Origin of the sequence: Pseudomonas sp. PS02302, assembly GCF_029959585.1 — a bacterium.
In the GTDB taxonomy this organism is placed as follows: domain Bacteria; phylum Pseudomonadota; class Gammaproteobacteria; order Pseudomonadales; family Pseudomonadaceae; genus Chryseomonas; species Chryseomonas aestiva.
The window spans coordinates 19,502-39,200 of record NZ_JASCON010000006.1; the positions used below are offsets into that span (position 1 = coordinate 19,502).

A 19,699-nucleotide genomic window follows, 5' to 3' on the forward strand; every position below is an offset into this window, starting at 1 on the left:
GCCGGTCTAGCCGGCGCGTACCGCCTGCCGCCCGCGCCACCAGTAGCCCACGCCCAGCAGCAGGAACCACAGCGGACTGGCCAGCAGCGCCTGGCGGGTGTCGTCCTGCAGGGTCAGCAGCACCAGTACCGCGGCGAAGAAGGCCAGCACCCCGTAGCACACCCAGCGCCCGCCGGGCAGGCGAAAGGCCGAGGCGGCATGGCGCTCCGGACGGTTGCGGCGATAGGCCAGCCAGGCTAGCAGGATCAGCGACCAGACGAACATGAACAGCACCGCGGCCAGGGTGGTGACCAGGGTGAAGGCGGTGACCAGGTTGGGGATCAGGTAGATCAGCACCGTACCCAGCAGCAGGCACAGGCAGGACAGCACCAGCCCGCGCGCCGGCACCGCCGCCCGCGAAAGGCGGGTGAGGCCGCGTGGCGCATGACCTTCGCGGGCCAGGCCATAGAGCATCCGGCTGGTGGAGAAGATGCCGCTGTTGGCCGAGGAGGTGGCCGAGGTCAGCACCACGAAATTGATCAGGCTGGCGGCCATGGGCACGCCGGCCAGCACGAAGAGTTCGACGAAGGGGCTCTTGTCCGGCACCACCTGGCGCCAGGGCGTCACCGCCATGATCACCACCAGCGCCAGCACATAGAACACCAGGATGCGCAGCGGAATGGAATTGATCGCCCGCGGCAGGTTGCGTCGCGGATCGGCGGTTTCGGCGGCGGTGGTACCCACCAGTTCGATGCCGACGAAGGCGAAGACGGCGATCTGGAAACCGGCGAAGAAACCGCCCAGCCCCATGGGAAAGACGCCGCCGTCGTTCCACAGATTGGCCAGGCTGGCGACGTTGCCCAAGGGCGACTGGAAGCCCCATAGCACTAGGCCGAAGCCGGTGACGATCAGGGCGCAGATGGCGACGATCTTGATCAGCGCGAACCAGAACTCCAGCTCGCCGAACAGCCGCACGGTGACCAGGTTGAGCCCAAGCAGGAGCAGCACGCAGAGCAGCGCCGGGATCCAGGGCGCGAGGCCTGGAAGCCAGAACTGGGCATAGGCGGCGATGGCGATGACATCGGCGATGGCGGTGACGATCCAGCAGAACCAGTAGGTCCAGCCGCAGAAGAAGCCGGCCCAGGGGCCGAGCAGATCGGTGCAGAAGTCGATGAAGGACTTGTAGTCCAGGTCCGACAGCAGCAGTTCGCCCAGGGCGCGCATGACAAAGAACAGGGCGCTGCCGATGATCAGATAGACCAGCAGGATCGAGGGGCCGGCCAGGGCGATGGTCTTGCCCGAGCCCATGAACAGGCCGGTGCCGATGGCGCCGCCGATGGCGATCAGTTGCAGATGGCGATTGGACAGGCTGCGTTGCAGCCCCTCTGGCGGGGTGGAAGACGCGGACATGACGAGCGGATACCTGACAGCGACAGCGGGGGCCACACGGTAAGAGATGCACGGCGGACGTGCCAGTCGTTTCACCGGGACAGCATGCCGCAGGGCCGGCCTGCCACTGATGGGGGCGGCGGCGCCGTCGGTCACCTGGAACTCTGGCAGGCAGGCTCTTACCTGCCTATCATGGCTATCCGGATCCTTGTAGCGGACCCGGACGGCCACGAGATCCCTCTGTGCCTCTGCCAGTGAGTCGTCCCTTGTCCTATCTCGAAAGTTTCGCCTGGGAAACCACGCCACTGGGCGCGCGCGCCAGCTGGCCCGTGGCCCTCCGGACCACCTACGACCTGCTGATGGCCTCGCCCTTCGCCATGTGCGCCACCTGGGGCGCCGAGCAGACGCTGATCTACAACCAGGCCTACGCCCCCTTTCTCGGTGCGCGCCATCCTGCCGCGTTGGGGCAGCCGATCGATAAGGTCTGGGCGGAACTGTGGGACGAGATCGCGCCACTGATCGAGCGGACGCTGTCCGGCGAGGCGCTGCACTTCGTCGACAAGCACTTCGTGATGACCCGCAACGGCTATCCCGAGGACACCTACTGGAGCTTTTCCTACAGCCCGCTGCGTGACGGCGAGGCCATCGTCGGCATGCTCAACATCACCACCGAGACCACCGCCGGCGTCCAGGCCCTCCACCAGCGCGATGTGGCCGAGGCCGCCCTGCGCCGGCACAACCTGACCCTCGAACAGGAACTCTCGGCGCGCATCGACGAGCGCGACAGCGCGCGCGCCGCGGAGAGCAGCGTGCTGGCCGCCGCCGAGCGTGTGCAGCTGGCCCTCGCCGCCGGTGCCATCATCGGCACCTGGTACTGGGACCTGCCCACCGACAGATTCACCGTCGACGAGGCCTTCGCCATCAACTTCGGCCTCGACCCGGCGCTGGGCCGCGATGGCCTGAGCCTGGCGCAGGTGGTGGCCTCCGTCCACCCGGACGACCAGGCCGGCCTGGCCGCGGCCATCGCCGACGTCATCGCGCGCGGTGGGCGCTATGCCCACCAGTACCGGGTCCGCCGCAGCGACGGCCGCTACTACTGGCTGGAGGCCAACGGCCACGTCGAACTGGCGCCGGACGGCACCCCGTTGCGCTTTCCCGGCGTGCTGCTGGACGTGGATGCCCGGCGTGCCCTGGCCGACGAGCGCGACCGCGCCCTGGCGGAGTTGCGCGACCTGACCGCCACCCTGGAGCAGCGCGTCGAAGAGCGCACCGAGGAACTGCGCCGCTCGGAAGAAGCCCTGCGCCAGTCGCAGAAGATGGAAGCGGTCGGCCAGCTCACCGGCGGCCTGGCCCATGATTTCAACAACCTGCTCGCGGGGATCTCCGGCAGCCTCGACCTCATGAGTCTGCGCATTGGCCAGGGACGCTTCACCGAACTGGAAAAATACCTGCTGGCCGCCCAGGGCAGCGCCAAGCGCGCCGCGGCCCTGACCCACCGGCTGCTGGCCTTCGCCCGCCGCCAGACCCTGGCCCCCGAGGCCACGGTGGTCAACCAGCTGGTGGGCGGCATGCTCGACCTGGTGCAGCGCACCGTGGGGCCGGCCATCCAGGTGCACTTCACCAGTCTGCCGGACGACCAGCCGCTGCTGGTGGACCAGTCCCAGCTGGAAAACGCCCTGCTCAATCTGTGCATCAACGCGCGCGACGCCATGCCCAAGGGCGGACGTATCCTCATCGCCGCCAGTCATCGCACCCTCGGCGAGGCGGATAGCCGCGATTTCGAATTGGCACCCGGGCGTTATCTGCACCTGAGCGTGACCGATACCGGCAGCGGCATGCCGCCGGAGGTCGCCGCCAAGGCCTTCGAACCCTTCTTCACCACCAAGCCCATGGGGCAGGGCACGGGCCTTGGGCTGTCGATGATCTATGGCTTCGCCCGCCAGTCGGGCGGCCAGCTGCGGCTGCGCTCGATGCCAGGCGAAGGCACCACCGTCTGCCTTTACCTGCCCCTGCGACCGGTGGAGCGTCCGTACGGCTCGCCTCTGGCAGCGGGCCAGCCCGGTCTGCTGGAAGGTGCCCATGCCACGGTGCTGGTGGTCGACGACGAACCCACGGTGCGCATGCTGGTGACCGATCTGCTGCGCGAACTGGGCTACGTCATCATCGAGGCCGCCGACGGCGCCGGCGGCCTGGAAGTGCTGCACTCCGATGCCCGCATCGATCTGCTGGTCACCGACGTCGGCCTGCCCGGCGGCATGAACGGCCGCCAACTGGCCGACGCCGCCCGGGTCCAGCGTCCGGCACTCAAGGTGCTGTTCATCACCGGCTTCGCCGAAACCTCGCTGCTCAGCGACGGCCACCTGGAGCCGGGCATGGCGATCCTCACCAAGCCCTTCGCGGTGGAGGCCCTGGCGCAGCGGGTGAAGGGGCTGGTGGCGGGGTAGGTTTCGCGCGCGCAAAACCCCTTGGCAGGGCCCGGAAACGCAACGGCCCCCAATCAGCGTGTCCGCAAGGACTGATTGGAGGCCGCCGGAAATCTGGAGCGGGCGAAGGGAATCGAACCCTCGTCATGAGCTTGGGAAGCTCAGGTAATGCCATTATACGACGCCCGCGTGGGGTGCCTTTGTACCAGAAGCCTGCCTCCGGGTGAAGAGGCGGGAGTGGTCTGGCTGTTTCGTGGTCCAACGGACAGGACCGCACGCTGCGGTGATCGGGGACCTTTGTCCCCCAGAGGAGGAGGTCGCGCATGTCTCGTTATCCGGGCACCTACCAGGGAGTGATTCCCCCCTACATTCTTGGCCGCATCATCGATCATGGCGACGAACACCAGCGTTCCTGCGCCCTGACCACCCTGAGCCACGTCCAGAGTCTGTTGCACAATCCCGGTCGGCCCGGGGTGCGCCAGGCGCCGATCGGGCCGCTGCCGCGTACCGATGACGCCAGTCCGCAGCGCAGCATCTTCGATGCCGGCAATGCCATGCAGCTGCCCGGGCGCCTGGTGCGCCAGGAAGGCCAGCCGGCGCTGAGCGATGTGGCGGTGGACGAGGCCTACGACTACCTGGGCGCCACCTTTACCTTCTTCAACGAGGTCTTCGGGCGCAATTCCATCGATGGCCAGGGCCTGCCGCTGGCCGGCACCGTCCACTATGGCCAGGACTATCAGAATGCCTTCTGGAACGGCGAGCAGATGGTGTTCGGCGATGGCGACGGCGAGATCTTCAATCGATTCACCATCGCCCTCGACGTCATTGCCCACGAACTGGTGCACGGCGTCACCGAGAGCGAGGCGGGGCTGGTGTACTTCAATCAGTCCGGTGCGCTCAACGAGTCGGTCTCCGATGTCTTCGGCATCCTGGTCAAGCAGTACAAGCTCAAGCAGACCGCCGCCGAGGCGGACTGGATCATCGGCGCCGGGCTGCTGACCAAGAAGATCAAGGGCAAGGGCCTGAGGTCGATGGCCGAGCCGGGCACTGCCTACGACGATCCGACCCTGGGCAAGGATCCCCAGCCTGGCAATATGCGCGACTACATCGAGACCCGCGAAGACAATGGCGGTGTCCACCTCAATTCGGGCATTCCCAACCGGGCCTTCTACCTGGCCGCGCTGACCCTGGGCGGTCACGCCTGGGAAAAGGCCGGGCCGATCTGGTACGACACCCTTTGCGACAGCCGCCTGGCCAACGATGCGGATTTTGCTGCCTTCGCCCGCTTGACGGTCTCCAACGCCGGTCGTCGCTTCGGCGCCGAGTCGGCCGAGGTCCGTGCGGTCGAGGAGGCCTGGGCCGGCGTGGGTGTCACCCTTAGCTAGAGGAGCAAGGCGATGCGCGAACTTCCCCCGCTGGGCAAGGACACCGTGGTGCGGCTCTCGCGACAGGGGGGCTTCGCCCCCTTGCATGCGTTGAGCAAGCCGCGGGAGATCGAATTCGGCCAGTACGACAGCGCCCAGCGCGGGCGCATCTGCTCGGTGCTGGAACGCTGCCTGCCGGAATCTGGCGAACCGACCCAGGTCGGGCGCGGCGATCAGCGCTACTTCAAGGTGGAGCTGCGCTTTCGCCCGCAACCTGCCGAGCAGGAAGACGAACTGACCCTGCTGATCCCCGAAGACCGGGCGCCCAGCGAGTTGGTGCGGCTCTGGGATAAGGGGTTGGTGGAGTAACCTGGGTTAATGGGCGGGAGCAGCGAGATGTTGAGAGCATCCTCAAGCGTCCTGGCTTCCTTTGTCTTTTGCCCTGTTTGTTACTGATGATATTTAGCGCTAGGCGAGTCGCACCGTTTTTGGGTAAAAAGAACCGATTGACCCCTTTATGGTTACATCGCGAAAAATGACCCAGAAACAGGTAAAAAGCGCCAGGACGCTCGCGGTGGTAATGGGCGACTTGGTGCATAGCGAACACGCCGTCGATGTCGTGCAGTTGCACCAGGCTTTCAACGAAGCGGTAGTGCAGCACAACAGGCGCTATGCCGACGTCTTGGCATCACCGCTGACCATCACTCTTGGAGACGAATTTCAGGGCCTGATGACCTCCTTGAATGCCGGCGCTCGGCTGTTGCGTGACATCAGGCTGGATCTCCTGCAGTGCGATATCGACTGCCGCTTCGTCCTGGGGCTGGCCCAGATAGAAACGGCGGTAAATCCGGAGCAGGCCTGGAACATGATGGGGCCGGGCCTCAGTCGCAGTCGGTACAAGCTCAATGAAAAGCGCACGCTCTGCCGTTATGGGTTCTCGCTGCCACAGGAACCGCTGTTGGAGGTCGCCCTCGATGCGCTAGGGGTGGGTTTGACGGTGATCGAGAAGGGTTGGACGCAACGTCAATTGAGCGATATCGCGGCACTGTTGAACGGACAGTCGCCAGCAGAGCTGGCAGAGCAGCGTCAGGTATCGGTCCATAGCATCTACAAGGTACGCACCTCCGGCCACTTCGACGCCTATAGCCAACAGTGGAACGCCGTGTTGGAGGTACTGACAGAGCTGGATCGCAGGGAGGCCGACCAGTGAACGGGTTGCTGCAAGGATTGTATGCACTGGCCTATACGCTCTTTGCCTTGGTCCTGTTGACCGAGCTCGGCAATGTCTTGTGTCGCAGGATGCTCATCCGCATGCGACGGCCAGGGGTGCCAGATTCACCCGCCGATGGCGCCTTTTCCGCGGGACGCCTCATCGGTTGGCTCGAACGCCTGGTGTTGGCTGCGGGACTGCTGAGCAACAGCTGGGAAATCCTCGCGGCGGTGATAGCGCTCAAGACCGTCGCTCGCTTCAAGGAGCTGGATCAGCGGGACTTTGCCGAATACTTTCTGGACGGTTCGCTGTTCAGCATTCTCTGGGCCATCGTGATTACGGGGGCCTGGACCCTCTATGATCAGCATTGGGGAATTGCTATGAGAGCTACCCTGATGGATTGGCTCAGCGTTTCCTCTCTACCGCCTTTGATCGAAACAGCAAAGGTCGGCGGCTGACCTCAGGGCACCGACCAGGCCTCGCCCGGCGCCAGTGTCCGGAACGCCGCGTCCGCCAGGCCATGCAGGGCCCGGGCATGGGCCAGGTCGCGGGGCGGGGCGAACTGTCCTTCGTCACTCAGGGAAAAGGTGCCGAAGTGGATGCCCAGGCTGCTGGCCGCGCCCAGGGCCTGATGGGCACGTACCGCATCGTCGGGATTCAGGTGGCTGTCCTGCATGAACCAGCGCGGTTCGTAGGCACCGATGGGCAGGGCGGCGAAGCGCGGTGCGCCCAGGCGTTCGCGGATCTGCGCGAAATGCGGGCCCCAGCCGGTATCGCCGGCGAAATAGACCGGTCCGCTCGGCGCTTCCAGCACGAAGCCACCCCACAGCCGTCGATTGGTGTCGAAGCGGCTGCGCGCCGACCAGTGCTGGCCCGGCACCAGGTGCAGACGCAGGCCCTCCTTGAGCGGCAGGCTCTGCCACCAATCCAGTTCGCTGACGGTGACGAAGCCGGTCTCGCGGCGGATCAGCTCGGCGTTGCCCAGGGGCGTCACCACCGGCGTCAGGGGCGCGCGCTCGGCCAGGCGCCTCAGGGTCGCCAGATCCATATGGTCGTAGTGGCTGTGGCTGACGAAGATCAGATCCAGCGGCGGCAGGTCATCCAGGGCCACGCCGGGGGCGTGATAGCGCCGCGGGCCGATGAAGCTGAAGGGGCTGACCCGCTCCGACCAGACCGGGTCGGCGAGGATGTTGAGGCCCTGATGCTGGATCAGCAGGGTGGCATGGTTGACGAAGGTCACCCGTAATTCGCCGCCCTCGATCCGGGCCGCTGGCCGCGTCGGCACGGCCGGCCCTTCCTGCCAGGTCCATTCCGGCCGGGTGCGGGTGAACTGCCATTTCAGCACCGTCCAGAGACTCTTGTCCTCGCGCGGCGCCAGGTTGTGGAAGCGCTCGCCGTCGAAGTGGTCGGTGCGCGGGCCTTCGTAGGCCGACGAGGCGCAACCGGCCAGGGTGAGCAGGTGGATCAGCCACAGCGGACGAAAGATGCGCATGGGACCTCGGACGAATAGACTGGATGGCCCAGATTACCTCTAAGAGCCTATTCAAGGTCTGCTGCGCGTCGGCCAAACGGCGTTGAAAAGGTCCTGGATCGCCAGCCCGGTCGGAATGCTCATTTACTTTTGTAAAATCGAGCGCGAGTACGATCCGCTTCCTCAGACATTTTCGCCTTGTTTGGCTCTAGCTCGCGAGCCTTTGAACAGGCCCTTACTAGCCGCCGTCGATCCCCATGTCGCGAAATACCCGTTCCACCCCCGGCCAGCGGCCCCGTCGCCAGGCCAAGGCGCCGCCGGTCACGCCGCGGCTGCTGCTGCTCAACAAGCCCTTCGATGTGCTCACCCAGTTCGCCGACGCCGATGGCCGCGCGACCCTGAAGGCCTACGTCGTGGTACCGGGTGTCTATCCGGCTGGCCGTCTGGATCGTGACAGCGAAGGCCTGCTCCTGCTGACCAACGATGGCCAGCTGCAGGCGCGCATCGCCGATCCCCGGCACAAGCTGCCCAAGACCTACTGGGCCCAGGTGGAAGGCACCCCCAGCGAAGCGCAATTGCAGTGCCTGCGCCAGGGGGTCGAACTCAATGACGGCCCCACGCTGCCGGCCGAAGCGCGCCTGCTGGCCGAGCCGCCGGTGCTCTGGGAGCGCGATCCGCCGGTGCGCTTTCGCAAGAGCGTGCCGACCGCCTGGATCGAGCTGACCATCCGCGAAGGGCGCAATCGCCAGGTGCGGCGCATGACCGCCGCGGTGGGCCTGCCGACCCTGCGCCTGGTGCGCGTACGCATCGGCCCCTGGACGCTGGACGACCTGGCGCCGGGGCAATGGCGCGAGGTACCGGCGCAGCTCTAGCGCCGCAGCTCAATCCTGCCGCTGGCTGGCGGCCTCCTGCAGATCGCCGGCGATGTCGGCGAGGCGGCGACTGACCTCTTTCAGGACCTGCGGATCGATCGCGCGCGCGGGCTGACCCGGTTCGGTCAGCAGCTGACTGGCCAGCAGGGCGCTCAGGGCGCTGACCTCGCTGGCCTGATGACGCAGCTCGTGGGTGTGCTGGACGGCGGCGTCGCGCAGGAGATTGGTGCTCAGGGTCAGGCGGCCCAGTTCGTCATCGCGCCCGCCGGGCAGGCGCTCGCCGAAGCGCCCGCGCGCCAGCAGCCCCAGTTGCCGGGCGCAGGTCACCAGCGGGTCCACCAGCCGCCGCTCCACCAGCCTGACCCCCAGGAACAGCAGGCCGCCGCCACAGAGCAGCAGGGCCAGGCCGGCGAGCAGGATGTCGCGCTGGGCCTCGGCGCGGATGGTGGCGATCTGCGCGGCGGTACGGCCGTGCAGTTCATCGACCAGGGCGGCGAAGCCTTCGGCGGTCTCGCGGTCGATACCGCGGACCTCGGCATCGCCGCGGCGTGGATCGCGGTCATGGGCGAGATAGGCGGCATGGCCGGCGCGATAGCGCTCGCCCAGACGCCCGTGCTGGGTCCGCAGCGCCTGGAGTCGCGGTTGCAACTCGGGGTCGACGCGGGTGGCCAGCTGTTGCAGTCGCTGATCGACCTCGGCTTCGCGGGTTAGAAAGGCCTGCCAATAGCGCTCGGCGGTGTCGGCATCGCCACCGCGCAGGAGAAAGTTCTTCCACTCCTGCACCTGGATCTTGAAGGTCAGGTGGGTGTCGTCGATCTCCACCAGCCGCTCCAGCGGGCCCTCGATCAGGTGCTGGTAGCGGTGCAGTTCGCGGGAAAGTAGGGCGAAGCCGGCCAGGGCGATCAGCAGCATCAGCAGCAGACTGCCGCCGAACAGGAGCAGGCTCTGGCTGCGGAGCGAGCGGGCGAAGGGCATAGGGACTCTCGACAGGAAACGCAGAGCCGCAGCTTAGGGCGCTCGCCGGGCGAAGGCCAGCCTCAGGTCGAGACCAGCAACTGCACCGCGACGGCAAACATCACCCCGGCCACCAGCAGATCGATCAGTCGCCACACCCCCGGACGGGCCAGGTAGGGTGCGGCCCAGGCCGCGCCCAGGGCAAGTCCGAAAAACCACAGCATGGAGGCGGTGGCGGCGCCGAACACATAGGCCAGGGGCGCGGCCTGCTGGCTGCCCAGGGAGCCCACCAGCAGCACCGTGTCCAGATAGACATGGGGATTGAGCAGGGAGACGGCCGCCGCGGCGAGCAATGCCTGCCGCCGGCTGCGCGGACTCGTGGTCTCCAGCTTGTCGATGGCCGCCGGCCGCCAGGCCCGGCGTAGCGCCTGGGCGCCGTACCAGAGCAGAAAGGCCGCGCCGCCCCAGCGCAGGATGTCCACCAGCAGCGGGCTGTGCTGGATCAGCGCGGCCAGGCCCAGCACGCCGGCGGCCACCAGGATCACGTCGCAGGTGAGGCAGAAGGCGGCGATGGCCAGATGGTGCTCGCGGCGCAGCCCCTGAGCCAGCAGATAGGTGTTCTGGGCGCCCAGCGCCATGATGAGACTGGCCATGGTCAAGAGGCCGGTGAAGTAGCTGTTCATTGCAAGGGTGTCGCCTTGTTGTCCAGGAATGGCTGCCACCTTGCCGGGTCTGGGTGTATAAGAAAAACCAATATTCCTTATGCAGCATTAGCTGAATCGATGATCGACTACAAGTTGCTGGAAGCCCTGGCGGTGGTGGTGGAAGAGGGCGGCTTCGAGCGGGCGGCGCGCCGGCTGGGCCTGTCGCAATCGGCGGTGTCCCAGCGCATCAAGTTGCTCGAAGCCCGGGTCGGCCAGGCGGTGCTGGTGCGGGAGACACCGCCCCAGCCTACCGCGCCGGGTCTGCGGCTGCTGCGCCATATCCAGCAGGTCCGGCTGCTGGAAGCCGATCTGGGCAGCGAGGTGCCGGGACTGGCCGAAGAGGTGCCGCAGCGGCTCCGTATCGCCCTGAACGCCGACAGCCTGGCCAGCTGGTGGCCGGCCGCGGTTGGCCCCTGGCTGGTGGAGCAGGGGCTGCTGCTGGATCTGGTGGTAGAGGATCAGGACGTGGTGCTGCGCCGTATGCGCGCGGGCGAGGTGGCGGCCTGCCTCTGCGCCAGTGGTCAGCCCCTGGCGGGCGCCCGGGTGCGATCCTTGGGCGCCATGCGTTATCGCGCCGTGGCCAGTCCGGATTTCTGTGCCCGCTGGCTGACCGGGCGGCCGATCGCCCAGGCCCTGGTGCGCGCGCCCGCCATCGTCTTCGGCCCGGACGATCGCCTGCAGCACCGCTACCTGGAGCAGCTCGGTGTCACCGCGCCCTTCGACTACCACCTCTGCCCGTCCGCCGAAGGTTTCCAGCAGATGGCCCTAAGCGGTATCGGTTGGGGTCTGCTGCCCGATATCCAGAGTGCGGCCGCCCTGGCCAGTGGTGCCCTGGTGGATCTGGCGCCCGGTCACTGGGTGGATGTCCCGCTGTTCTGGCATCACTGGCGCAATGGCGGTGTCGCCCTGCAGGCGCTGACCCGCCATCTGGAGGGCGTCGCCGGCCAGTGGCTGGTGCGCGACTAGCGGCGCCTGCCGAAGGCTTTGGTTACACTGGTCCCTGGGTCGTCCTCGGCGACCGCGGACAGGTTCGGGAATCCCAGCGACATGCGTATCTTGATCACGGGCGCCAGCGAGGCGCTCGGTGCGGGTCTGGCCTGCGATCTGCTCGACCGCGGCCAACTGGTGCGGGTGCACGGCCGCCCCGGGGCGACCCTGGACGCCCTGGTCGAGCGCGGCGCCGACTACCACCCGGCCCTGCTCGACCAGCCCGCGCAGGTGGTGGCGCTGTGCGACGACATCGACGCCATCGCCCACTGCACCGACGTGGCCGGCGTGCCGAGCGCCGCCGATCTGGATCACGGTCAGGTGCTGATCGAAGCCGCCCTGCAGCAGCAGGTCGCGCAATTCGTCTATGTGTCGTCCGCGCGCCTCTACGAAAGCGGCGGCGAAGCGCTCAAGGAAGACCAGGTGCCGGCAAAGCCAAGGAGCCGCGAGGCCCAGCGCCGCCTGCAACTGGAGCGCCTGGTCCTGGCCGCCGGTGAATTCGGCCCCCAGGTCATGGTGTTGCGGCCGGCCCAGGTGCTCGGTCTGGCCGATCGCGACTGGGCGCGCTGGTTGCTGGAGCGGGCCAAGGCCAGGCAGCTGGGGCGTAGTGGCAACGGTCTCAATCGCTGGGACTTCACCAGCGCCGGCAACCTGCGCAAGGCCCTGGTGACCTTGCTGCTCAGGCAACCCGCCGCCACCCACGGCAAGGTCTTCAACCTCAGCGATGGCCAGCCCCTGGTGTGCTGGGACGCGATCAACTTCCTGCTGCGCCGCTTCGAGCTGCCGCCGGTGGTCGAGCGCAAGGCCTTCGATCCCCGGCGCCTCTATGCCCGCTTGCGCACCCCGGGTCATGAATCCTGCTGGCCCGAGTTGCTCGACAGCCCCTTCACGCTGGACATCCGTGCCGCCCAGGAGGCCTTCGGCTACCTGCCCGAGGCCAGTTCCTGGAGCGCCCTGGAAGAATATCGCCCGCGGGCGCCCCAGGCCCATAGCGGACCGATCTAGCGGCAATCCTCAGCGCACCCAGGGCAGGGCATGCTGGCGCTTTGCTATCGACGCAGACTGCGTTTCGGCGCACGCTCCCGGGGCCAATCCGCGTGCCGGCTGCGTCGCGTCCATGGCGACGGCCGTTATACTGGCCGCGATTCCGTCTTCTTGCCTCTGCTCACAGGTCTGCCATGCGCAACGATCTTCTCGATGAAATGGATAACGTCCCGAGTCTGACCCCGGAGCGCGACGATCGCCGTCCCGGCAGTCGGCGTCCGGTCGAGGCCGAAGAGGTCTATCGCGAACCCGCTGCCGGTCACTCCCGCCCGGTACGCCGCGGGCCTTCCACCGCGCCGCTGTGGGTGCTGGTCGCGGCCCTGACCCTGGCCCTGGCCGGGGTCGCCTGGTGGAGTCATCAGCAACTGGTGCTGATGCAGGAGCAGGTGGTGGCCACCCAGGAAAACTTCGCGCGCATCAGCGAAGACGCCCAGGGTCGCCTGAGGGACATCTCCGGCAAGCTGGTGGAGAGTGAATCCTCCGGCACCACCAGTCGCGAGGCCCTGCTGCTGCAGGTCAAGACGCTGCAGACCAAGGTCGCCGAACTCACCCGCCAGCAGCAGGGGGTGACGGACAACCAGCAGGCCCAGGACAACCGTCTGCAGAACCTCTCCACCGCGGTGCAGACGGTGCAGACCGGCAGCGGCGAGGTGGATACCCGGCTCAAGGCCCTGGCCGAGGAGCAGACCACACTGAAGAACGGCCTGGCGCAGACCGCCAGCCTGAGCGAGCAGGTGGCCAGCCTCAATGCGCAGAACAAGGCGCTGCAGGCCGACATCGCCGCGCTGAAGAAACCCAGCGCCCAGAACCAGGCGCTTGGCGAGATGCAGCAGGACCTGCTGGTATTGCGCAGCGAACTGGACGCCCGCCCGGTGGGCCCGGACAGCAAGGAATTCGACGCCTTCCGCCTGCAGACCACCCGCAACATCACCACCCTGCAGACCCAAGTGCAGAATCTGCAGCAGCAGATCAGCGCCGGGGCGCGTTGATCGGATCGATCTCGTTGCGCTGCCACTCCTGCGGCCAGAGTTCGCCATCGAGCTGATCGAGCCGGCGCTGCAGGACCTTCTGCTTGAATACCTCGAGGATCTCCACCAGCACCTCGTCCAGGGCATTGTCCTGGGCGCCGCTGGGCAGACTCTGATCGAAGCCGTGATCGGCCAGGCGACTGGCCAGGGCGCGGAAGTCGCGGGTGCGCAGACTGGCCGCCGCTTCCCGGACCAGGCCGTTGACGATATCGGTGAGCACCCCGTCCAGGGTGTCGGCCAGGCGCTCACCCATGGGCAGACGCTTGAGCCGGGCCAAGTCGGGATTCTCGTCCAGGGCGCCCTGCACCACGTCGCCGACCAGGCGTTCCAGGGTGGCGCGATTCTGGCTGTAGCCCTGTTCCACCATTGCCTGGATGCGCAGCGCCATGCCGTCGATCAGCCGCTGCTTGCGCGGGCGGATGACGCGGTCGATCACGCTCTGGGAGAAGTCGTCGCGGGTGTTGAGTTCGTCCTGCAATTCGCCGCAGATCTTGATCATCACCCGATCCGAAAGGTCTTCCATGAGCAGCTGGTAGTAGTGGTTGAACAGCCGATAGGGCCGCCAGCCGCGCATGTCGATCAGCCCCAGGCGCTGCAGGCGCAGGAGCAGCGAGACGATGCGCAGCGCCCGCAGCAGGCGGAAGCCGCCCAGGGGAATGCAGCCGAGCACGTCGTACCAGTGGATGAAGGGATAGTGGTACCAGCGGGCATGGCGGCGCTCGACCACCGCCACCAGCCAGCCGAGCAGCACATCGGCGAGGAAGAAGGCGACGAACACCAGGTCGATGCGGGTGAAATGGGCATGGATGCGTTCGCCATAGAAGGCGTGGAAGCCGGGCAGCACCGCGGCCAGGGCCTGGTTGAGCGGTCCCAGGGCATAGAGGCTGTCGAACAGGATCAGCGCCAGGTTCACGCAGACCAGGATCAGGATCAGGCCGTCCCACAGCGCCAGCAGGCCCTCGTGGCGGCGCGGTGGTGGCGCGGCGGGTGCGGCCGGCGCGCTCATGGCCGTGCGGCCTGCCAGAGCACCTCGCTCAGCCCCTGGCGCCGAGCGACGATGCGGGCGGCGACGAACAGCAGGTCGGACAGCCGATTGAGATAGGGCAGGCCCTGGCCTTCCAGCGGCTCCACCGCGTGCAGGCTGCGGCAGCGCCGCTCGGCACTGCGGGCCAGGGTACGGCAGACATGGGCCTGGGCCACGGCGCGCGAGCCGCCGGGCAGGATGAAGTTCTCCAGCGGCCCCAGTTCGGCGTTCCAGTGATCGATGGCGCCTTCCAGGCGCTCGATCTCCACCGGCTGCAGGGCGCGATAGCTGGGCATGGCCAATTCACCACCGAGATCGAACAGCCGGTGCTGGCAGGGTGCCAGGGCGTCGCTCACCTCGGCCAGGCGGGTATCGTCCGCCAGCTCGGCGAGCAGCAGACCCAGGGCACTGTTGAGTTCGTCCACCGCGCCGATGGCCTCGATGCGCGGATGATCCTTGGGTACCCGGCTGCCGTCGGCCAGGCCGGTATCGCCGGCGTCGCCCTGGCGGGTGTAGATCTCGGTAAGGCGAAAACCCATGGCGCAGCTCCTGATGAGGTTCTAAGGGCTTGTCTGAGAAGTCGCCGAGCGACGGTCAGGCAAGGCAAAAATCGGTGAGGAAGCGGAGTTTACGAAGAGTAGATGAGCATTTCGACCGGGCTGGCGATCCAGGTGATTTTTAACGCAGCATGGCCGAGCACAGGCACTTTTCAGACAAGCCTAGGCTGTGTCGAAGTCGGCCTGGATGAGCGGCAGGCGCAGGGTGAAGCAGGTCCCTACGCCGGGCGTGGAGTGCACCTCCATCTGCCCCTTGTGGTTGTTGGTGATGATGAAGTACGACACCGACAGGCCCAGACCGGTGCCCTGGCCCACCTCCTTGGTGGTGAAGAAGGGCTCGAAGATGCGCTTGCAGATATCCTCGGGGATACCGATGCCGTTGTCTTCCACCTGGATCTCCGCCCAGCCGCCGCGCAGCCTGGTGCGCAAGGTGATGCGGCCGTATTCGCCTTCTTCCTCGTCGTCGCGCAGGTGGATCGCCTGGGCGGCGTTCTTCAGCAGGTTGAGCAGCACCTGCTCCAGTTCATTGCCGATCACCGGCACCGGCCCCAGTGCCGGATCGAATTCGCGGATGATCGACAGGGTGCGGAAGTCGAAGCCTTCCGCCAGGTCGAAGTCGTTGCCGGCGATCTCGATGGCCTGGTCGATCAGCGGCGGCAATTCGCTGGCTTCCATCTTGCGATTGCTGCGCCGGCTGAAGGCCAGCATGTGGCTGACGATCTTGGCCGCGCGGCTGCCGGCCTGGTGGATGCCGTCGAGCAGCCGCGGGATCTGCCGGCTCTCCAGGTAGCAATTTACCGCATTGAGCTCGACGCCGGATTCGGCGGCCTGCTCGAGATTCTTCGGCAACTCCGGCGACAGCCGCCGGCGGATGTTCTGCACGTTGTGCAGGATGGCGCCCAGGGGATTGTTGATCTCGTGGGCCATGCCGGCGGCCAGGCCGCCCACCGAGAGCATCTTTTCCGACTGCACCATCATCTCTTCCATGTTGAGGCGCTGGGTGATGTCGTCGATGCGGATCACCACGCCGCGCCCGGCGCCGCCCATCAGCGGGTAGAAGGTCAGGGTGTAGTGGCGCGGGGTATCGGTGAGCGCCCAGGTCACCCGCTCAACCTTTTCCACCCGCAGCAATTCGGCGGTGCGACTCAGCTGCGGCAGGAACGGCTTGAGCGAGGGAAAGGCGAGAAACACCGGCTGGTTCAGGGCTTCGTCCAGCTGGGTGCCGGAGAGGTGGGTGGCCTCCTGGTTCCACTGGGTGACGTAGAACTGCTCGTCCACCGCGATCAGCGCCGAGGGCATGGAATCGATGATGCTGTTGAGGTAGTTCTGGAAGCCGGTGAGCTTCTTCTCGATCTTGCCGCGGACCTGCACCTCCAGTTCCAGCTTGCGGTTGGAGCGGCGCGTCTCCTCGGCCAGGCTCTGGGCCTGCAGCACGGCGTACTGGGCGTCGTCGCGGGCGCGCTTGAGTTGCTGCTCGCGGCCCTGGATGCGGCCGAGCATGGTGTTGAAGGATTCCGCCAGGCGACCCAGTTCGTCCTCGCTGCCCTTGCTGGCGCGCAGCGAATAATTTTCCTCGCGGGTCACCTGGCGGGAAAGTTCTTCCAGCTCGCGGATCGGCAGGGTGATGAGTCGCTTGATCTGTCGTGCCACCACCAGCCAGAGCAGGATGCTGAAGGTCAGGATCGCCAGGCTGGCGGTCAGGGTGCCGCGGTAGAAGGCGCCCGGCAGCTCGCTGCTGGCCACCAGCAGCAGATGCCCGGGTGGGCCCTCGGGGCGCGGCAGTTCCACCAGCAGGTTGGTACGGAATTCCCGCAGGCGCCAGGTCTGCAGCTCTTCGAAGCGCGCGGGTACCTGCAGGCGATCACCGTTGTGCAACTCGGCCAGGCGCTGGCCCTGGCTGTCGTAGACCGCGGCCAGGCGCAGCGGCGCATAGCCGTCCAGCTGGCGCAACTGCACCTGGGCCGCTTCCGGCGAGGCCAGCACCTCGCGACTGAGCACCGGGCTGGCGAACAGCCGGCCCAGAGTCTGCAACGCCTGGGGCGCCACGCTTTCCTGGGAGATCCAGTAGGCGGCACTGATGAAGGTCACGTTGGCCACCACCAGCACCGCGATCATCATCACCAGCAGGGCGGCCAGCAACTTGCGGCCGACCGGGAGATTCTTCAGGCGTTTGGCGAGGATCATGAGGCAGCCGCGGCAACAGGGAAGCGGGCAGGGTAGCCCGCAGCTAGTCCTCGGGCAATCCGCGCTCCGCGAGCCGGGTCCGCAACCGCTGCTGGAGGTCCGTCAGATGCGGCACCGGCAGGCGCAGGCGCCCGGCGATCGGCAGGGCATGACCGAGCAGATGGCTCACCTCGGTACGCTGGCCGCGCTCCACGTCCTGCAGCATCGAAGAACGGTTGTTGGCCGTGGCGGCGATCACCGCCTCGACCTCCTGCTGCAGCCCCTGGGCCGCCGGGGCGAGGCCCATGGCTTCCAGCAGGGCCGCGAGTTCGTTGCAGAGCGCCGCTACTTCCGCTGCGTGCTGGCGTAGCTCGCCGTTGCGGCAGCGATGCAGCACGGTCAGCGGATTGATGGCGCAATTGATCGCCAGCTTGCGCCACAGCCGGGCGTCGATGTCGTCGGTCCAGCGCACCGGGAAACCCAATTGCGCGAGGGTGTCCAGCCAGGGCGGCGGGGTATGGCTGCCGAGCTGGTCGCCGATCCAGATCTGCCCGGCGCCGGCCGCCACCACATGAAAGTCGGTCTCGCGATAGGCCCCCTCGGTGGTGCTGGCTCTCAGGCAGCGCGCCCGCGGGACCCGGGCGGCCACGGCATCCTGGCTGCCCAGGCCGTTCTGCAGCAGCAGGATCTCGGCCTCTGGTTCCAGTCGCGCGGCGACGCTGGCGATGGCTTCTTCGGCGTCATAGCTCTTGCAGGCGAGGATCAGCCGGCGGATCGGATTGCCGGCCTCGGGCGTCTCGGCCGGCAGCGGATAGAGGCTGGTGGTGTCGCCTTCGCTGAGTTGCAGTCCGCCGCCGGCGCGATACTGCGCCAGACGCGTACGGTCACGCAGGATCAGCCGGACCGGTTCGCCACCGCGAAACAGTCGCGCGGCCCAGAGTCCGCCGAGACTGCCGGCACCCAGTACGTGCCAGCTCACAACTGTGACTCCAGGGTGGATTCGCGGGGCATGGTTGGATTCCTGCAAGGCTAGGGTCAGTCGTTATAATGGTCGGTCATGCCGCAGCGTCAAGGCTGCCCCATCGCAACCGAGGAGAAAATCCATGCCTTCCTTCGACGTGGTATCGGAGCTGGACAAGCACGAAGTCACCAATGCCGTCGACAACGCCATCAAGGACCTTGATCGCCGCTACGACCTGCGCGGCAAGGGCAGCTTCGAAGCCAAGGACCTGACGGTGACCCTCACCGCCGATGCCGACTTCCAGCTCGAACAGATGCTGGAGATCCTCAAGGTCAACCTGGCCAAGCGCAAGATCGACGTCCAGTGCCTGGAGGTCAAGGATGCCTATGCGTCCGGCAAGTCCGTCAAGCAGGAGACCGTCCTGCGCGAGGGGATCGACAAGGAGCTGGCGAAGAAGATCGTCGCCCTGATCAAGGACAGCAAGATCAAGGTCCAGGCCGCCATCCAGGGCGAGCAGGTGCGCATCACCGGCAAGAAGCGCGACGAGTTGCAGGAGGTCATCGCCCTGCTGCGCGGCCAGTCCCTGGACATGCCGCTGCAATACCAGAACTTCCGTGATTGAGCTGACTCCCTTTAGGGTCGCCGCCGAGCGCGGCGGCATCTGACTGAAGAGGTAACAGGAGACGCCGTTTGGATATCGAAAACCAATACAACCACCTGCTGGCGATGACCGCGGGCTGGCTACCCATTGTCCTGCAGTACTCCGGCCGGGTGCTGCTGGCGCTGCTGACCCTGGCCATCGGCTGGTGGTTGATCAACAAGGTCTCGGCCAAGGCCAGCGGCCTGGCGGCCCACCATGGCGCCGACCCGGCACTGCTGAGTTTCCTCGGCAGCCTGATCAGCATTATCCTCAAGATCCTGCTGGCGGTCAGCGCGGCGTCCATGATCGGCATCGCCACGACCTCCTTTGTCGCCATCATCGGTGCGGCCGGTCTGGCCGTGGGTCTGGCACTGCAGGGCAGCCTGTCGAATTTCGCTGGCGGTGTGCTGATCCTGACCTTCCGCCCCTTTCGCGTCGGTGAATTCATCGAAGCCCAGGGCGTGCTGGGCACGGTGAATTCCATCCAGATCTTCCACACCATCCTGCTGACCGGGGACAACAAGACCGTCACCATCCCCAACGGCAACCTGTCCAACGGCATCATCACCAACTACTCGCGCCAGCCCAAGCGCAAGGTGATCTTCGATGTCGGCGTGGATTACGAGGCCGATCTGCAGAAGGGCCGCGAGGTGCTGCTGGCGCTGGCGGAAGACTCGCGGGTGCATCGGGATCCGGCCGCCGAAGTGGTGGTATCGGCCCTGGGCGACAGCGCCATCACCCTATCGCTGCGCTTCTGGACCGACAGCGGCGACTACTGGCCGCTGATGTTCATGCTCAACGAGCAGGTCCGCGACCGCCTGGGCGCGGTGGGTATCGGCATTCCCTTCCCGCAGCGAGTGGTGCACTTCGCCAACACTGCACCGGTCGCTGAGGCGCAGGGCGAGTCCAGCCCCGCCGCCTAGGTCCCG

Annotated in this window: 19 protein-coding genes and 1 tRNA gene; 11 read left to right on the forward strand and 9 right to left on the reverse strand. The window is 66.7% G+C overall.

The genetic code is table 11. The features are described from left to right. Positions 1–6: 6 nt before the first annotated feature. Positions 7–1,389, reverse strand: coding sequence for a D-serine/D-alanine/glycine transporter (cycA, locus tag QMX82_RS03560; protein ID WP_282281280.1), 1,383 nt, complete (start codon positions 1,387–1,389; stop codon positions 7–9). A gap of 245 nt (positions 1,390–1,634) precedes the next feature. Here cycA and QMX82_RS03570 point away from each other — a divergent pair, with 245 nt between their 5' ends. After that, positions 1,635–3,812, forward strand: a complete 2,178-nt coding sequence (locus tag QMX82_RS03570) for a hybrid sensor histidine kinase/response regulator (RefSeq protein ID WP_336619059.1) — start codon at positions 1,635–1,637, stop codon at positions 3,810–3,812. A 94-nt stretch (positions 3,813–3,906) separates the two neighbouring features. On the opposite strand, the gene QMX82_RS03575 is transcribed toward QMX82_RS03570, so the two are convergent. Next, positions 3,907–3,980, reverse strand: a tRNA-Gly gene (locus QMX82_RS03575). Between the two features lie 134 nt (positions 3,981–4,114). On the opposite strand from QMX82_RS03575, the gene QMX82_RS03580 reads away from it, so the two are divergent. The 4 genes from QMX82_RS03580 (at position 4,115) to QMX82_RS03595 (ending at position 6,823) form a co-directional block, all read left to right on the forward strand. Continuing rightward, positions 4,115–5,176 carry a M4 family metallopeptidase gene (locus QMX82_RS03580; protein ID WP_282281281.1) on the forward strand — a complete coding sequence of 354 codons (1,062 nt, stop codon included), beginning with the start codon at positions 4,115–4,117 and terminating at the stop codon, positions 5,174–5,176. A gap of 12 nt (positions 5,177–5,188) precedes the next feature. Then, positions 5,189–5,524, forward strand: coding sequence for a protealysin inhibitor emfourin (locus QMX82_RS03585; protein WP_017640065.1), 336 nt, complete (start codon positions 5,189–5,191; stop codon positions 5,522–5,524). Between the two features lie 166 nt (positions 5,525–5,690). Further along, positions 5,691–6,365: a SatD family protein gene (locus QMX82_RS03590; RefSeq protein WP_282281282.1), complete on the forward strand. Its 675-nt coding sequence runs from the start codon at positions 5,691–5,693 to the stop codon at positions 6,363–6,365. Next, the gene (locus QMX82_RS03595) at positions 6,362–6,823 is read left to right on the forward strand and encodes a hypothetical protein (protein ID WP_282281283.1); all 462 of its coding nucleotides are present in this window, start codon (positions 6,362–6,364) and stop codon (positions 6,821–6,823) included. The genes QMX82_RS03590 and QMX82_RS03595 overlap by 4 nt, the downstream gene beginning before the upstream one ends. A gap of 2 nt (positions 6,824–6,825) precedes the next feature. Here QMX82_RS03595 and QMX82_RS03600 read toward each other — a convergent pair whose 3' ends face one another. Continuing rightward, positions 6,826–7,857, reverse strand: coding sequence for an MBL fold metallo-hydrolase (locus QMX82_RS03600; RefSeq protein ID WP_282281284.1), 1,032 nt, complete (start codon positions 7,855–7,857; stop codon positions 6,826–6,828). A gap of 236 nt (positions 7,858–8,093) precedes the next feature. On the opposite strand from QMX82_RS03600, the gene QMX82_RS03605 reads away from it, so the two are divergent. Next, positions 8,094–8,708, forward strand: coding sequence for a pseudouridine synthase (locus tag QMX82_RS03605; RefSeq protein ID WP_208694119.1), 615 nt, complete (start codon positions 8,094–8,096; stop codon positions 8,706–8,708). A 9-nt stretch (positions 8,709–8,717) separates the two neighbouring features. Here QMX82_RS03605 and QMX82_RS03610 read toward each other — a convergent pair whose 3' ends face one another. Both QMX82_RS03610 and QMX82_RS03615 read right to left on the reverse strand, forming a co-directional pair. Then, entirely contained in the window at positions 8,718–9,683 is a 966-nt protein-coding gene (locus QMX82_RS03610; protein ID WP_187978449.1) for a hypothetical protein, read from the reverse strand. Positions 9,684–9,745: 62 nt separating this feature from the next. After that, a complete protein-coding gene (locus QMX82_RS03615; RefSeq protein WP_158889420.1) occupies positions 9,746–10,345 on the reverse strand; it encodes a LysE/ArgO family amino acid transporter in 600 nt (199 codons plus the stop codon). Positions 10,346–10,444: 99 nt separating this feature from the next. Here QMX82_RS03615 and QMX82_RS03620 point away from each other — a divergent pair, with 99 nt between their 5' ends. The 3 genes from QMX82_RS03620 to QMX82_RS03630 all read left to right on the forward strand — a co-directional run bounded on the left by QMX82_RS03620 (position 10,445) and on the right by QMX82_RS03630 (position 13,386). Beyond that, positions 10,445–11,332, forward strand: coding sequence for a LysR family transcriptional regulator ArgP (locus QMX82_RS03620; RefSeq protein ID WP_282281285.1), 888 nt, complete (start codon positions 10,445–10,447; stop codon positions 11,330–11,332). 81 nt (positions 11,333–11,413) lie between these two features. After that, positions 11,414–12,358 (forward strand): NAD-dependent epimerase/dehydratase family protein, encoded by a 945-nt coding sequence (locus QMX82_RS03625; RefSeq protein ID WP_282281286.1) that lies wholly within the window; start codon positions 11,414–11,416, stop codon positions 12,356–12,358. Positions 12,359–12,531: 173 nt separating this feature from the next. Beyond that, positions 12,532–13,386: an ATPase gene (locus QMX82_RS03630; RefSeq protein ID WP_208694122.1), complete on the forward strand. Its 855-nt coding sequence runs from the start codon at positions 12,532–12,534 to the stop codon at positions 13,384–13,386. Here QMX82_RS03630 and QMX82_RS03635 read toward each other — a convergent pair. The 4 genes from QMX82_RS03635 to QMX82_RS03650 all read right to left on the reverse strand — a co-directional run bounded on the left by QMX82_RS03635 (position 13,367) and on the right by QMX82_RS03650 (position 18,148). Further along, entirely contained in the window at positions 13,367–14,431 is a 1,065-nt protein-coding gene (locus tag QMX82_RS03635) for an ion transporter (RefSeq protein WP_187978452.1), read from the reverse strand. The genes QMX82_RS03630 and QMX82_RS03635 overlap by 20 nt on opposite strands. Further along, entirely contained in the window at positions 14,428–14,988 is a 561-nt protein-coding gene (locus QMX82_RS03640; RefSeq protein ID WP_187978453.1) for a cob(I)yrinic acid a,c-diamide adenosyltransferase, read from the reverse strand. The genes QMX82_RS03635 and QMX82_RS03640 overlap by 4 nt, the downstream gene beginning before the upstream one ends. A gap of 180 nt (positions 14,989–15,168) precedes the next feature. Then, positions 15,169–17,190 (reverse strand): sensor histidine kinase, encoded by a 2,022-nt coding sequence (locus QMX82_RS03645; protein ID WP_133863013.1) that lies wholly within the window; start codon positions 17,188–17,190, stop codon positions 15,169–15,171. Positions 17,191–17,233: 43 nt separating this feature from the next. Further along, positions 17,234–18,148, reverse strand: coding sequence for a putative 2-dehydropantoate 2-reductase (locus QMX82_RS03650; RefSeq protein WP_208694123.1), 915 nt, complete (start codon positions 18,146–18,148; stop codon positions 17,234–17,236). A 124-nt stretch (positions 18,149–18,272) separates the two neighbouring features. Here QMX82_RS03650 and QMX82_RS03655 point away from each other — a divergent pair, with 124 nt between their 5' ends. After that, on the forward strand, positions 18,273–18,752 hold the full coding sequence (locus QMX82_RS03655; RefSeq protein ID WP_133863011.1) for a YajQ family cyclic di-GMP-binding protein: 480 nt from the start codon (positions 18,273–18,275) through the stop codon (positions 18,750–18,752). Positions 18,753–18,856: 104 nt separating this feature from the next. Then, complete coding sequence (locus QMX82_RS03660) at positions 18,857–19,693, forward strand: mechanosensitive ion channel family protein (RefSeq protein ID WP_410003719.1); 837 nt, start codon at positions 18,857–18,859, stop codon at positions 19,691–19,693. The last annotated feature ends 6 nt before the right edge of the window (positions 19,694–19,699 follow it).